This is a genomic window from Rhodosalinus sediminis (assembly GCF_003385555.1).
In the GTDB taxonomy this organism is placed as follows: Bacteria; Pseudomonadota; Alphaproteobacteria; order Rhodobacterales; family Rhodobacteraceae; genus Rhodosalinus; species Rhodosalinus sediminis.
On record NZ_QOHR01000004.1, the window covers coordinates 188,576 to 201,196 of the forward strand.

A 12,621-nucleotide genomic window follows, 5' to 3' on the forward strand; every position below is an offset into this window, starting at 1 on the left:
GAATGTCATGCGCGGGCCTCCGCCGGGGCGGGGCCGAAGCGGTTGGGGCCGGGCTCGGACGGGCGGGTGAGCCACCAGATCACGAGGAAGGGCGACAGCACGAACACGATCGCCGCCACCCCGAGGACGAGCCCCGCGAGATCGGTGAAGACCGCCTCCGGCGCGCCGGAGAAGAGCGGATCGAGGCCGCGCGCGAAGGCAGCGAAGCTGGCGATGCCCGCCATCACGATCAGCGGATAGACGAGGTGCAGCCCCGACCGCCCGCTATCGTGCATCCGCCGCCAGCCGGCGGCGAGAAGCGGCGGGATCATGGCGAGCGAGAAGAGCCCGGAGAGAACGGAGGGCGCGCGCGGCGCCCCCGCGCCGGCGACGCGGGGCGTGCCGAAGAGCGCGTCGTCCACCGCGCCGAGGACGAGGTCGCCCAGCACCACGAAGAGGGCGAACCACCAGTATTCCGGCCGCGAGGCCCGCCCCGAGAAGGTGACGTATTTGCGCAGGCAGGTCCTCACCGCGTCGCCGAAGCTCATGCGCGCGCCTCCCCGCCCGGCCGCCGCGCCCGCGCGGAGCGGGCGGCGTGGCCCCGGCCCGGGCGGACGGCCCCGGCGCAGGGGATGCGGCGCCGCGCAGGCTGGCGCGCGCACCGCGCGGGCGGGGCCAGCCGGCCCGCCTGCGCATGCGCGACGCCGCTGCCGTCGTCCATGACCCCTCTCAGCCGATGGCCTTGAGCACCGCCTCGCCCAGCCCGGCCGGGCTGTCGGCCACGGTGATGCCGGCGGATTTCATCGCCTCGATCTTGTCGTCGGCGCCGCCCTTGCCGCCGGCGACGATCGCGCCCGCGTGGCCCATGCGGCGCCCCGGCGGCGCCGTGCGGCCCGCGATGAAGCCGGCGGTGGGCTTCCAGCGGCCCTTCTTCTTCTCGGACGCGAGGAACGCCGCCGCGTCCTCCTCGGCCGAGCCGCCGATCTCGCCGATCATGATGATCGCCTCCGTCTCGTCGTCGTCGAGGAACCACTCGAGCACGTCGATGTGTTCCGTCCCCTTGATCGGGTCGCCGCCGATGCCGACGCAGGTGGACTGCCCGAGCCCGACGTCGGTGGTCTGCTTGACCGCCTCGTAGGTCAGCGTGCCCGAACGCGAGACGACGCCGACCTTGCCGCGCTTGTGGATGTGGCCGGGCATGATGCCGATCTTGCAGGCGTCGGGCGTGATGACGCCGGGGCAGTTGGGGCCGATCAGCGTGGTGCCCGAGCCCTCGAGCGCGCGCTTGACCTTCATCATGTCGAGCACCGGGATGCCCTCGGTGATGCAGACGACGAGGCCGATCCCGGCGTCCACCGCCTCGAGGATCGAGTCGGCCGCGAACGGCGGCGGCACGTAGATCACGCTGGCGTCGGCGCCGGTCCTCTCGACCGCCTCGTGGCAGGAATCGAAGACCGGCAGGCCGAGATGCTCCTGCCCGCCCTTGCCGGGGGTGACGCCGCCGACCATCTGCGTGCCGTAGGCGATCGCCTGCTCGGAGTGGAAGGTGCCCTGCGAGCCGGTGAAGCCCTGGCAGATCACCTTGGTGGTTTCGTCGACGAGTACGGCCATCGGGGCCTCCTTCGTGGGGTGCGTGCGGGCACGCACCGATCGTTCGTTGAAAGGGTGCGTGGCCTCACGCACCGATCCGTCGTGCCGGGGGCAGGGCGCGCCCGCCCCCGCGGGCTCAGCCCTTGACCGCCTTCACGATCTTCGCCGCCGCATCGCTCAGGTCGTCGGCCGCGATCACGTTCAGGCCGGACTGGTCGATGATCGCCTTGCCCTGCTCGACGTTCGTGCCCTCGAGCCGGACGACCAGCGGCACCTCGAGGCCGACCTCCTTGACCGCGGCGATCACGCCCTCGGCGATGATGTCGCAGCGCATGATGCCGCCGAAGATGTTGACGAGAATGCCTTTCACGTTCGCGTCCGACGTGATGATCTTGAAGGCCTCGGTCACCTTCTCCTTGGTCGCGCCGCCGCCCACGTCGAGGAAGTTGGCGGGCTCCGCGCCGTGCAGCTTGATGATGTCCATCGTCGCCATGGCGAGGCCGGCGCCGTTGACCATGCAGCCGATCTCGCCGTCGAGCGCGATGTAGTTCAGGTCGTACTTCGACGCGGCGAGTTCCTTCGGGTCCTCCTCGCTCTCGTCGCGCAGGGCGGCGATGTCGCCGTGGCGGTAGAGCGCGTTCGAATCGAAGCCCATCTTGGCGTCGAGGCATTTCAGCTCGCCCGCGTCGGTGACGATGAGCGGGTTGATCTCCAGCATCTCGACGTCCTTCTCGACGAAGAGACGGTAGAGCGTGCCCATAAGGGCCACGCACTGCTTCACCTGCTTGCCCTCGAGGCCCAGCATGAAGGCGATGCGCCGGCCGTGGAACGGCTGATAGCCGGTCACCGGGTCGACGGAGAACGAGAGGATCTTCTCCGGCGTCTCGGCCGCGACCTCCTCGATGTCCATGCCGCCCTCGGTCGAGCAGACGAAGGAGACGCGGCTCGTCTGCCGGTCCACCAGCAGCGCGAGGTAGAGCTCGCGCGCGATGCCCGATCCCTCCTCGATGTAGATGCGGCCGACTTCCTTGCCGTCGGGGCCCGTCTGATGAGTGACGAGCGTGCGGCCGAGCATGCGGCGGGCTTCCTCGTCGGCCTCCTCGACCGACTTGGCGAGGCGCACGCCGCCCTTCTCGCCGGCGCCGGCCTCCTTGAAGTGGCCCTTGCCGCGGCCGCCGGCGTGGATCTGCGCCTTGACGACCCAGAGCGGCCCCTCGAGCTCGCCCGCGGCGGTCTTGGCCTCCTCCGCGCGCATGACGACGCGCCCGTCGCTCACCGGCGCGCCGTAGTCGCGCAGGAGCGCCTTGGCCTGATATTCGTGGATGTTCATCGATCACTGTCCCGTTCTGTACACGGTCGCATCCGGACTAACCCCTTCGCGGCCGCCGGCAAAGGGTTTTCCGCCCCGAGCCCGGCTGCAAGGGCGTTTTTCCGGGTTTTGTGATCACAGCCTGAAAACGTGTGATCACAAGTTCTGGCGAAAGGGGCATGCCATGTGCCGCCCCCGTTGAAACGAAAGGGGCGCGCGCCGGATCCCCGGCGCGCGCCCCGCGTGTCCCCTCGGCCATGCCGCTCAGGCGAGCGTTTCGTCGACGCTCTTGCAGGCGGCGACGAGGCCGCGCACCGCGTCCACCGACTTGTCGAACATCGCCTGCTCGTCCTTGTTGAGCTTGATGTCCACGATGCGTTCGATGCCGCCGTCGCCGATGATCGTCGGCACGCCGACGTAGAGCCCGTCGAGGCCGTATTCCCCGTCGCACCACGCAGCGCAGGGCAGGAGGCGCTTCTGGTCCTTGAGGTAGGCCTCGGCCATCTCGATGGCGCTCGTCGCCGGCGCGTAGAAGGCCGAGCCGGACTTCAGGAGCCCCACGATCTCGGCGCCGCCGTCGCGCGTGCGCTGCACGATCGCGTCGAGCTTGTCCTGCGTCGTCCAGCCCATCGAGACCAGATCGGGCAGCGGGATGCCCGCGACGGTCGAGTAGCGGGTGAGCGGCACCATGGTGTCGCCGTGCCCGCCGAGCACGAAGGCCGTCACGTCGCGCATCGACACGTTGAACTCGAGGCTCAGGAAATGACGGAAGCGCGCCGAGTCGAGCACGCCCGCCATGCCGCAGACCTTCTCGTGCGGCAGGCCCGAGAACTCGCGCAGCGCCCAGACCATCGCGTCGAGCGGGTTGGTGATGCAGATGACGAAGGCGTCGGGCGCGTGCTCCGCGATGCCTTCGCCCACGGCCTTCATGACCTTGAGGTTGACGCCGATCAGGTCGTCGCGGCTCATGCCCGGCTTGCGCGGCACGCCGGCGGTGACGATGCAGACGTCGGCGCCGGCGATGTCGGCGTAGTCCTGCGTGCCCTTGAGCGCGGCGTCGAACCCTTCCGCCGGGCCGGATTCGGCGATGTCCAGCGCCTTGCCCTGCGGCACGCCCTCGGCGATGTCGAAGAGAACGACGTCGCCGAGCTCCTTCATCGCCGCGAGATGGGCGAGCGTGCCGCCGATCTGCCCCGCGCCGATCAGCGCGATCCTGGGTCTGGCCATGAGATGTTCACTCCGCTCGGTTGCGATCGGCGCTTGCCCTAGTCCTTCGCACCCCGCCGCGCAAGTGCGCCGCGCGGGCGGACGCGGGCGCGCGGCGCTGGCCCCGCGGCGCGGCGGCGGGTAAGGCGCGGAGAGCAGGGAGGTTTCGCGCGCATGGAGATGTCGGCCCCGGTCTTCGCCCTCGCCGCCGTGGCGGCGGTCTTCGCCGGCGTCTCCAAGGGCGGCTTCGGCTCGGGCGCGGCCTTCGCGGCCTCGGCGATTCTGGCGCTCGTCATGCCGCCGGGGCAGGCGCTGGCGATCATGCTGCCGCTCTTGATGATGATCGACGCCGCGACGCTCCGGCCCTACTGGCGGCGCTGGGACTGGCGCGCGGGGCGGCTCCTGATCCTCGGCGCGCTGCCGGGGGTCGCGCTGGGCGCGGCGCTCTGGCGGATGGTGGACGACGACGCGATCCGGCTGCTGATCGGGGCGGTCGCGCTCGGCTTCGTGGCGTGGCAGGTGGCGCAGGCGCGGGGGCTCGTCCGCCCCGCCGACCGGCGGCTACCGCCCGGCTGGGGCGTGGCGGCCGGGCTGACCGCGGGCTTCACGAGCTTCGTCAGCCACGCGGGCGGGCCGCCGACCTTCGTCTATCTGCTGTCGGGCCGGCCGGACAAGACGACCTTCCAGGCGACGACGGTGCTGATCTTCTGGGTCGTCAACCTCGCCAAGGCGGTGCCCTACGCCCTCCTCGGCCTCTTCACCGCCGAGACGCTGCTCGCCAACCTCGCGCTGGCGCCCTTCGCGCTCATCGGCGCGTGGATCGGGGTGAAGGCCCATTTCCTCGTGCCGGAGCGGGCGTTCTTCCTCGTGACCTATGCGCTCCTGACCGCAACGGGGGCGAAGCTGGTCTGGGACGCGCTGATGTGAGCGCGCGGGCGGCGGGTCTGCCACGGGCGCGCCGCGCGCGCCCCTACGGCGCCGGGGCGCGCGCCGGCCGCGCGCCGCGGGGGGCCGGCCCGGGCGAATCACAGGCCGCGGAGAGGCCCGGACCCGCCTCCCGCGCCCGCCCTTCGGCGATATCCGCCGAGGTCGCCGCGGCGAGCGCGATCAGCCCGAGGCCCATTGCATGGATGACGAGCTCCCTCATGGCGTCCCTCTCTTCGCCCTTGTATACAGGGGCGTACCGTGCCCGGGCCCGGTTGACGGCGGGTGTCGGCACCGTGCGCCGCCCTGCGGCACGCAATGCTGCGACTGCGAAAAAAGGGTTGAACCCGCCGCAGGAACATGGCCCATACGCGCAATATTGTTGCGGAGGCGAGCCCATGGACGAACGATCGCGCCCTTACAGGTCGGTGCTCTACATCCCCGGATCGAAGGCGCGCGCGCTCGAGAAGGCGCGCACGCTGCCGGTGGACGCGATCATCTTCGATCTCGAGGACGCCGTCGCGCCCGACGCCAAGGCCGAGGCGCGCGAGACGCTGCGCGCCGAGCTCGACGCCGGCGGCTACGGGCAGACCGCGCGGCTCGTGCGGGTCAACGCGCTCGACACCGAGTGGGGCGCCGACGACATCGCGGCGATGCGGGGCGCGGATTTCCACGGGCTGCTCCTGCCCAAGGTGGACGCGCCGGCGGACCTCGACGCGGCGGCGGGGCATCTGGGCGACGACCTGCCGCTCTGGGCGATGATGGAGACGCCGCGCGGCATCCTGAACGCCGCCGCCATCGCCGCGCATCCGCGCCTCGCGGGGTTCGTGGCGGGGACCAACGACCTCGCCAAGGAGCTCGGCTGCGCCATGCGCGCCGACCGCCTGCCGATGGTCTATGCGCTCGAGACGATGCTCATGGCCGCGCGCGCGGAAGGAAAGGTCGCGGTGGACGGCGTCTTCAACCACTTCCGCGACGAGGACGGGCTGCGCGCGGAGTGCGAGCAGGGCCGCGACCTCGGCTTCGACGGCAAGACGCTGATCCACCCCGCGCAGGTGGCGACCGCCAACGCCGTCTTCGCCCCCGCGGCCGAGGACATCGAACTCGCCCGGCGCCAGATCGAGGCCTTCGAGGCCGCCGAGGCCCGTGGCGAGGGGGTCGCCGTGGTGGACGGGCAGATCGTCGAGAACCTGCACGTGGAGACCGCGCGCCGCACGCTCGCCAAGGCGGAGGCCATTGCGGCGCTCGCCCATTGATCTAGGCTGACGCGCGCAATCGCGAGGGAGTACAGGCGATGGGATGGGTTCTTCTGGTGGCGGGCCTCGTCCTCTGGACGGGGGCGCATCTTTTCAAGCGCGTCGCGCCCGAGGCGCGGGCGGGCATGGGCGACCGGGGCAAGCTCCTCGTCGCGGTGCTGGTGCTCGCGTCGGTGGCGCTGATGTATTTCGGCTACCGCGACGCCTATGGCCCGGTCTGGTGGGGGCGGCACCCGGCGACGGTGGGGATCAACAACCTCTTCAACCTGCTGGCGGTCTATCTCTTCGCCGCCTCGGGCATGAAGACGCGGATCACCGCCTATATCCGGCATCCGCAGCTCACCGCGGTCAAGACCTGGGCGATCGGGCACCTGATCGTGAACGGCGATCTCGCCTCCTTCGTGCTCTTCGGCGGGCTTCTGGCCTGGGCCGTGGCGGAAGTCGTGCTCATCAACCGCCAGACCGCGCGCCCCGCGCCGCCGGCGCCCGCCTCCATGGGCAAGGAGATCGGCGCCGTCGTCGGCACGCTGGTCGTCTACGGGCTGATCGCCTGGGTGCACTACTGGTTCGGCTATCCGGCCTTCGGGTGAGATCATGCGGCTTTATCGCTTCCTCTCGGCCGACGACACCTCGGCCTTCTGCCACAAGGTGACCGCAGCGCTGAACGCGGGCTGGGAGCTCCACGGCGATCCGACCTATGCCTATGACGCCGGCAACGGCGTGATGCGCTGCGGGCAGGCCGTCGTGAAGGAGGTGGCGGGGGAGTATCACCCCGATCTGAAGCTTGGAGAGCTGTGACGATGCCCAGGGACACCCGGATCAAGACCAACCCCGGCCGTTTCTTCGAGGACTACACGGTGGGGGAGGTGATCCCGCACGCCGTGCCGCGCACGATCTCGGGCGGGGAGCGGGCGCTCTATCACGCGCTCTACCCGGCGCGGCACGCGCTCTATTCCTCGGACGAGTTCGCGCGGGTCTGCGGCCTGCCGGCGAGCCCGGTGGACGATCTGATGGCCTTTCACGTGGTCTTCGGGAAGTCAGTGCCCGACGTCTCCCTCAACGCGGTGGCGAACCTCGGCTATGCCGAGGCGCGCTGGCTGCGCCCCGTTTACGCGGGCGATACCCTGCGCGCCTCGTCCGAGGTGATCGGGCTCAAGCAGAACAGCTCCGGCAAGACGGGCGTCGTCTACGTGCGCACCACGGGCTTCAACCAGCACGGGCTGCCGGTGATGGAGTTCAAGCGCTGGGTCATGGTGCGCAAGCGCGACCCGGAGGCCCCTGCGCCTGAGGCGGTGGTCCCCGATCTCGCGCCGCATGTCGCGCCCGGGGATCTCGTGATCCCCGCGGGGCTTGATTTCACGCAGTACGACTTCGGCCTCGCGGGTGAGCCGCACCGCCTCGCGGACTACGAGGTGGGCGAGGTGATCGACCACGTGGATGGCGTCACGCTCGAAGAGGCCGAGCACATGATGGCCACGCGCCTCTGGCAGAATACCTCCAAGACGCATTTTGACGCGACTCCCCGCCCCGATGGCAAGCGGCTGATCTACGGCGGTCACGTCATCAGCATGGCCCGCGCGCTCAGCTTCAACGGCCTCGCCAACGCGCAGATGATCGCGGGCATCAACGCGGGCGCGCACGCCAACCCCTGCTTTGCCGGCGACACGGTGCGCGCCTGGTCCGAGGTGCTGGACAAGGCCGAGACGGCCGCGCCGGGCGTCGGCGCGATCCGGCTGCGCCTCGTGGCGACCAAGGGGGGCGAGCCCTTCACGCTCAAGGGCGAGGACGGCAAGCACCTGCCGCACGTGCTGCTCGACCTCGACTACTGGGCGCTGATGCCGGTGTGAGCGGCGGCCACTCTCGTGATTACAGGCCGTCGGGGGCGCGTCGCGGTCCCAGGGCGGCCCGGTCGGCGCCGTGGATCGCAAAGCGGCCCGACGCGTCCGCGAAGTCCGCCCGCCGTCGCGCGCGGCCCATGCCGATTTGTGATCGCATTTGCGAAAGCTGTGATCACAAATGACGCCGAAAGCGCGCATCAGGCGCAGAATCGCCCCCGAACGTGGCAATCGACGGGGTGACAGCGCCGCGAAATGCGCTATCACGTCCCGAGAGACCGAAAGGACCCTGCAATGGCCGACGTGAACCGGGGCGACCGCCCGCTCTCGCCCCATCTTCAGGTATACCGCCCGCAGCTGACCTCGGTGACGTCGATCCTCGTGCGCATCACCGGCAACGCGCTGATCGTGGCGGCGCTTCTCGTGGTGTGGTGGCTGCTCGCCGCCGCGACGGGCCCGGAGTATTTCGCCACCGCCGACGCCGTGCTGCGCAGCTGGTTCGGCGATCTGGTGCTGTTCCTGTCGCTCTGGGCGCTCTGGTATCACACGCTCGGCGGCATCCGGCACCTGATCTGGGACTCGGGCCGTGGCCTCGACCTGAAGTCGAGCTACACCATGGGTTACATCATGATCGGCGGCTCGGTGCTGCTGACGCTCTTCACCGTTCTCGTGATCTGAGGGAGGCCGCGATGAACATCCTGACCGCTCGCAAGCGCGCCCAGGGTCTCGGCTCCGCGAAATCCGGGACCGAGCATCACTGGAGCATGATCGTCACCTCCGTGGGACTGATCGTGCTGATCCCCGCCTTCGTCTTCACCTTCGGGCAGGCGCTGGGCGGCACCCACGAGGAGGTGATCGCCTACTACCAGCGCCCCTTCCCGGCGATCGTGGCGATCCTCACGTTCCTCGTGGGCTTCATCCATTTCCGCGGCGGCGTACAGACGATGATCGAGGATTATGTCCACGGCCTGCTCGAGAAGGTGCTGATCGTGGCAATGATCTGCCTGAGCTACGCCGCCGCCGCGACGGGCGTCTTCGCCGTGGCGAAGATCGCCCTCTGAGAGACCGGAGACCGAGATGGCCGCATACGAATACGAGACGCACGACTACGACGTGGTGGTTGTCGGCGCCGGGGGCTCCGGCCTGCGCGCGACGCTCGGCATGGCCGAGCAGGGGCTGCGCACCGCCTGCGTGACCAAGGTGTTCCCGACGCGCTCGCACACCGTCGCCGCGCAGGGCGGCATCGCCGCCTCGCTCGGCAACATGGGCCCCGACCACTGGCAGTGGCACATGTACGACACGGTGAAGGGCTCCGACTGGCTCGGCGACGTGGACGCGATGGAGTATCTCTCGCGCGAGGCGCCGCAGGCCGTCTACGAGCTCGAGCACTACGGCGTGCCCTTCTCGCGCACCGAGGACGGGCGCATCTATCAGCGCCCCTTCGGCGGCCACACGACCGAGTTCGGCGAGGGCCCGCCGGTGCAGCGCACCGCCGCCGCCGCCGACCGCACGGGCCACGCGATCCTGCACACGCTCTACGGGCAGAGCCTCAAGCAGAAGGCGGAGTTCTTCATCGAATACTTCGCCATCGACCTGCTGATGGGCGACGACGGCCGCTGCGAGGGCGTCCTCTGCTGGAAGCTCGACGACGGCACGCTGCACGTCTTCTCGGCCAAGATGGTGGTGCTCGCCACCGGTGGCTACGGCCGCGCCTATTTCTCGGCGACCTCGGCGCATACCTGCACCGGCGACGGCGGCGGCATGATCGCGCGCGCGGGCCTGCCGCTGCAGGACATGGAGTTCGTGCAGTTCCACCCGACGGGCATCTACGGCTCCGGCTGCCTCATCACCGAGGGCGCGCGCGGCGAGGGGGGCTACCTCACCAACTCCGAGGGCGAGCGCTTCATGGAGCGCTACGCGCCCACCTACAAGGACCTCGCCTCGCGCGACGTGGTCTCGCGCTGCATGACGGTGGAGATCCGCGAGGGCCGCGGCGTCGGCCCGAACAAGGATCACATCCACCTGCACCTCAACCACCTCCCGCCCGAGACGCTGGCCGAACGGCTGCCGGGGATCTCCGAATCCGCGCGCATCTTCGCCGGCGTGGACGTCACCAAGGAGCCGATCCCGGTGCTGCCGACAGTGCACTACAACATGGGCGGCATCCCCACGAACTACTGGGGCGAGGTGCTCAACCCCACGGAGGACGACCCGGACCGCGTCGCGCCGGGCCTCATGGCCGTGGGCGAGGCCGGCTGCGCGAGCGTGCACGGCGCCAACCGCCTCGGCTCCAACTCGCTGATCGACCTCGTGGTCTTCGGCCGCGCCGCCGCGATCCGCGCCGGCAAGGTGGTGGACCGCGACGCGCCGGTGCCCACGCCCAAGAAGGCCGCGATCGAGAAGGCGCTCGACCGCTTCGACAGCATCCGCCACGCCAAGGGCGGCACGCCGACGGCCGAGCTGCGCCTCGAGATGCAGAAAACCATGCAGGAGGACGCGGCCGTCTTCCGCACGGAGGAGACGCTCGCCAAGGGCCTCGAGCGGATGAACTCCATCGCGGGCAAGCTCGACGACCTCTCGGTCACCGACCGCTCGCTCATCTGGAACTCGGACCTGATGGAGACGCTGGAGCTCACCAACCTGATGCCCAACGCGCTCGCCACCATCGCCGGCGCCGAGGCCCGCAAGGAGAGCCGCGGCGCCCACGCGCACGAGGATCACCCCGACCGCGACGACGAGAACTGGCGCGTGCACACTCTCGCCCGGGTAAACGGCAAGGTCGAGCTCGACTACCGCCCCGTGCACCTGAACCCGCTTATGGGCCACAACGAGGGCGGCATCGACCTCGAGCGCATCAAGCCCAAGGCGCGGGTCTACTGAGGAGGCGACCGAGATGGTTCAATTCACGCTCCCGAAGAACTCGAAGATCCGCACCGGCAAGACCTGGCCGAAGCCGGAGGGCGCGACGAACCTCCGCAAGTTCCAGATCTACCGCTGGAACCCGGACGACGGGGAGAACCCGCGCGTGGACACCTACTGGGTGGACATGGACAGCTGCGGGCCGATGGTTCTCGACGCGATCATCAAGATCAAGAACGAGATCGACCCGACGCTGACCTTCCGCCGCTCCTGCCGGGAGGGGATCTGCGGCTCCTGCGCGATGAACATCGACGGGATCAACACGCTCGCCTGCATCTACGGCATGGACGAGATCAAGGGCGACGTGAAGATCTACCCCCTGCCGCACATGCCGGTGGTCAAGGACCTGATTCCCGACCTGACGCACTTCTACGCGCAGCACGAAGCGGTGATGCCCTGGCTCGAGACCAAGACCAACACGCCGGCCAAGGAGTGGCGCCAGTCGGTCGAGGACCGGGAGAAGCTCGACGGGCTCTATGAATGCGTCATGTGCGCCTGCTGCTCGACGGCCTGCCCCTCCTACTGGTGGAACGGCGACAAGTATCTCGGGCCGGCGGCGCTCCTGCACGCCTACCGCTGGATCATCGATTCGCGAGACGAGGCGACGGGCGAGCGGCTGGACGATCTGGAAGACCCGTTCAAGCTCTACCGCTGCCACACGATCATGAACTGCGCCAAGACCTGCCCCAAGGGGCTGAACCCGGCGAAGGCGATCGCCAACATCAAGAAGATGATGGTCGAGCGCGCCGTCTGAGATGGACGGCGCGGCGCCGCTCTGGCCCGCGCTCCTGCTCGCCGGCGGAGCCGGGCTCGCCATGCCGCTGGGCGCGCTGGCGGCGCGGCTCGAGCGCATCGACGACCCGCTGATCGCGCTGGAGTTGCGCCACGGCGTCACCGCCTTCGGGGGCGGCGCGCTCCTCTCGGCGGTGGCGCTGGTGCTCGTGCCGGACGGGGCGGAGGCGCTGCCGGGCGCGGTCGCCGTGCTCTGCTTCCTCGCCGGCGGGCTTATCTTCTTCGCCGTCGACCGCGCGGTGGAGGCGCAGGGCGGCGCAGGCGCGCAGCTGATGGCGATGCTGCTCGACTATCTGCCCGAGGCGGCGGCGCTGGGCGCGCTTCTGGCGGTCGATCTGGGCACCTCGATCCTGCTCGCCGGGCTCATCTTCCTGCAGAACCTGCCCGAGGGCTACGCCGCCTTCAACGAGATCGAGGAGACGCGCCGGCAACCGCCGCACCGGGTGGTCGCGATCTTCGCGGCGCTCGCGGCGGTCGGGCCGGGGGCGGCGGCGCTCGGGCTCTTCGTGCTCGCCGATTGGCCCGGGGTGCTCGGCGCGATCATGCTGACCGCGGCGGGCGGCATCCTCTACCTCGTCTTTCAGGACATCGCGCCGCAGGCCCGCGCGCCGGGCCACTGGCGGCCGCCGCTCGGCGCGGTGGCGGGCGTCGCGCTCGGCCTCGGCGGGCACCTCGCCGTCGCCTGAGCGCCGCGCTGCCGTCGCGGAACTTGCACGCAGCGCAATCCGACCCTGCAGTCGTATGCGATGCCATGCCGAACGCGCGCGCCTATTTTCCGGGACAGGGAGGACCTCCCCCGAACGGAAAGAGC

At 70.1% G+C, this 12,621-nt stretch carries 14 protein-coding genes; 10 read left to right on the forward strand and 4 right to left on the reverse strand.

Annotation, left to right across the window (positions count from 1 at the left end; all coding sequences use genetic code 11):
* Window positions 1–5 precede the first annotated feature (5 nt).
* The 4 genes from DRV84_RS05555 to mdh all read right to left on the reverse strand — a co-directional run bounded on the left by DRV84_RS05555 (window position 6) and on the right by mdh (window position 4,105).
* Window positions 6–527, reverse strand: coding sequence for a DUF805 domain-containing protein (locus DRV84_RS05555; RefSeq protein ID WP_115978884.1), 522 nt, complete (start codon window positions 525–527; stop codon window positions 6–8).
* Between the two features lie 181 nt (window positions 528–708).
* Window positions 709–1,590, reverse strand: coding sequence for a succinate--CoA ligase subunit alpha (gene sucD / locus DRV84_RS05560; RefSeq protein WP_115978885.1), 882 nt, complete (start codon window positions 1,588–1,590; stop codon window positions 709–711).
* 115 nt (window positions 1,591–1,705) lie between these two features.
* The gene (gene sucC, locus DRV84_RS05565) at window positions 1,706–2,899 is read right to left on the reverse strand and encodes an ADP-forming succinate--CoA ligase subunit beta (protein ID WP_115978886.1); all 1,194 of its coding nucleotides are present in this window, start codon (window positions 2,897–2,899) and stop codon (window positions 1,706–1,708) included.
* A gap of 243 nt (window positions 2,900–3,142) precedes the next feature.
* On the reverse strand, window positions 3,143–4,105 hold the full coding sequence (gene mdh / locus DRV84_RS05570) for a malate dehydrogenase (RefSeq protein ID WP_115978887.1): 963 nt from the start codon (window positions 4,103–4,105) through the stop codon (window positions 3,143–3,145).
* A 159-nt stretch (window positions 4,106–4,264) separates the two neighbouring features.
* On the opposite strand from mdh, the gene DRV84_RS05575 reads away from it, so the two are divergent.
* The 10 genes from DRV84_RS05575 (at window position 4,265) to DRV84_RS05620 (ending at window position 12,496) form a co-directional block, all read left to right on the forward strand.
* Entirely contained in the window at window positions 4,265–5,011 is a 747-nt protein-coding gene (locus tag DRV84_RS05575; protein WP_115978941.1) for a sulfite exporter TauE/SafE family protein, read from the forward strand.
* A gap of 395 nt (window positions 5,012–5,406) precedes the next feature.
* Window positions 5,407–6,264, forward strand: a complete 858-nt coding sequence (locus DRV84_RS05580; RefSeq protein ID WP_115978888.1) for an HpcH/HpaI aldolase/citrate lyase family protein — start codon at window positions 5,407–5,409, stop codon at window positions 6,262–6,264.
* Window positions 6,265–6,302: 38 nt separating this feature from the next.
* Window positions 6,303–6,854: an NnrU family protein gene (locus tag DRV84_RS05585; protein WP_115978889.1), complete on the forward strand. Its 552-nt coding sequence runs from the start codon at window positions 6,303–6,305 to the stop codon at window positions 6,852–6,854.
* Window positions 6,855–6,858: 4 nt separating this feature from the next.
* Window positions 6,859–7,062, forward strand: a complete 204-nt coding sequence (locus DRV84_RS05590) for a DUF1737 domain-containing protein (RefSeq protein WP_115978890.1) — start codon at window positions 6,859–6,861, stop codon at window positions 7,060–7,062.
* A 2-nt stretch (window positions 7,063–7,064) separates the two neighbouring features.
* Complete coding sequence (locus DRV84_RS05595) at window positions 7,065–8,111, forward strand: MaoC family dehydratase (protein ID WP_115978891.1); 1,047 nt, start codon at window positions 7,065–7,067, stop codon at window positions 8,109–8,111.
* Between the two features lie 282 nt (window positions 8,112–8,393).
* The gene (gene sdhC, locus DRV84_RS05600; protein ID WP_115978892.1) at window positions 8,394–8,777 is read left to right on the forward strand and encodes a succinate dehydrogenase, cytochrome b556 subunit; all 384 of its coding nucleotides are present in this window, start codon (window positions 8,394–8,396) and stop codon (window positions 8,775–8,777) included.
* 11 nt (window positions 8,778–8,788) lie between these two features.
* Window positions 8,789–9,160, forward strand: a complete 372-nt coding sequence (gene sdhD / locus DRV84_RS05605) for a succinate dehydrogenase, hydrophobic membrane anchor protein (protein ID WP_115978893.1) — start codon at window positions 8,789–8,791, stop codon at window positions 9,158–9,160.
* A gap of 16 nt (window positions 9,161–9,176) precedes the next feature.
* Window positions 9,177–10,979, forward strand: a complete 1,803-nt coding sequence (sdhA, locus tag DRV84_RS05610; protein WP_115978894.1) for a succinate dehydrogenase flavoprotein subunit — start codon at window positions 9,177–9,179, stop codon at window positions 10,977–10,979.
* A gap of 13 nt (window positions 10,980–10,992) precedes the next feature.
* On the forward strand, window positions 10,993–11,772 hold the full coding sequence (locus DRV84_RS05615; RefSeq protein WP_115978895.1) for a succinate dehydrogenase iron-sulfur subunit: 780 nt from the start codon (window positions 10,993–10,995) through the stop codon (window positions 11,770–11,772).
* Between the two features lies 1 nt (window position 11,773).
* The gene (locus DRV84_RS05620) at window positions 11,774–12,496 is read left to right on the forward strand and encodes a ZIP family metal transporter (RefSeq protein ID WP_115978896.1); all 723 of its coding nucleotides are present in this window, start codon (window positions 11,774–11,776) and stop codon (window positions 12,494–12,496) included.
* Window positions 12,497–12,621: the final 125 nt, after the last annotated feature.

Excerpts from the sequence above, each read along its gene's own strand:
- DRV84_RS05555 (WP_115978884.1), bottom strand. The coding sequence starts at position 527 with ATGAGCTTCGGCGACGCGGTGAGGACCTGCCTGCGCAAATACGTCACC.
- sucD (WP_115978885.1), bottom strand. The coding sequence starts at position 1,590 with ATGGCCGTACTCGTCGACGAAACCACCAAGGTGATCTGCCAGGGCTTC.
- sucC (WP_115978886.1), bottom strand. The coding sequence starts at position 2,899 with ATGAACATCCACGAATATCAGGCCAAGGCGCTCCTGCGCGACTACGGC.
- mdh (WP_115978887.1), bottom strand. The coding sequence starts at position 4,105 with ATGGCCAGACCCAGGATCGCGCTGATCGGCGCGGGGCAGATCGGCGGC.
- DRV84_RS05575 (WP_115978941.1), top strand. The coding sequence starts at position 4,265 with ATGTCGGCCCCGGTCTTCGCCCTCGCCGCCGTGGCGGCGGTCTTCGCC.
- DRV84_RS05580 (WP_115978888.1), top strand. The coding sequence starts at position 5,407 with ATGGACGAACGATCGCGCCCTTACAGGTCGGTGCTCTACATCCCCGGA.
- DRV84_RS05585 (WP_115978889.1), top strand. The coding sequence starts at position 6,303 with ATGGGATGGGTTCTTCTGGTGGCGGGCCTCGTCCTCTGGACGGGGGCG.
- DRV84_RS05590 (WP_115978890.1), top strand. The coding sequence starts at position 6,859 with ATGCGGCTTTATCGCTTCCTCTCGGCCGACGACACCTCGGCCTTCTGC.
- DRV84_RS05595 (WP_115978891.1), top strand. The coding sequence starts at position 7,065 with ATGCCCAGGGACACCCGGATCAAGACCAACCCCGGCCGTTTCTTCGAG.
- sdhC (WP_115978892.1), top strand. The coding sequence starts at position 8,394 with ATGGCCGACGTGAACCGGGGCGACCGCCCGCTCTCGCCCCATCTTCAG.
- sdhD (WP_115978893.1), top strand. The coding sequence starts at position 8,789 with ATGAACATCCTGACCGCTCGCAAGCGCGCCCAGGGTCTCGGCTCCGCG.
- sdhA (WP_115978894.1), top strand. The coding sequence starts at position 9,177 with ATGGCCGCATACGAATACGAGACGCACGACTACGACGTGGTGGTTGTC.
- DRV84_RS05615 (WP_115978895.1), top strand. The coding sequence starts at position 10,993 with ATGGTTCAATTCACGCTCCCGAAGAACTCGAAGATCCGCACCGGCAAG.
- DRV84_RS05620 (WP_115978896.1), top strand. The coding sequence starts at position 11,774 with ATGGACGGCGCGGCGCCGCTCTGGCCCGCGCTCCTGCTCGCCGGCGGA.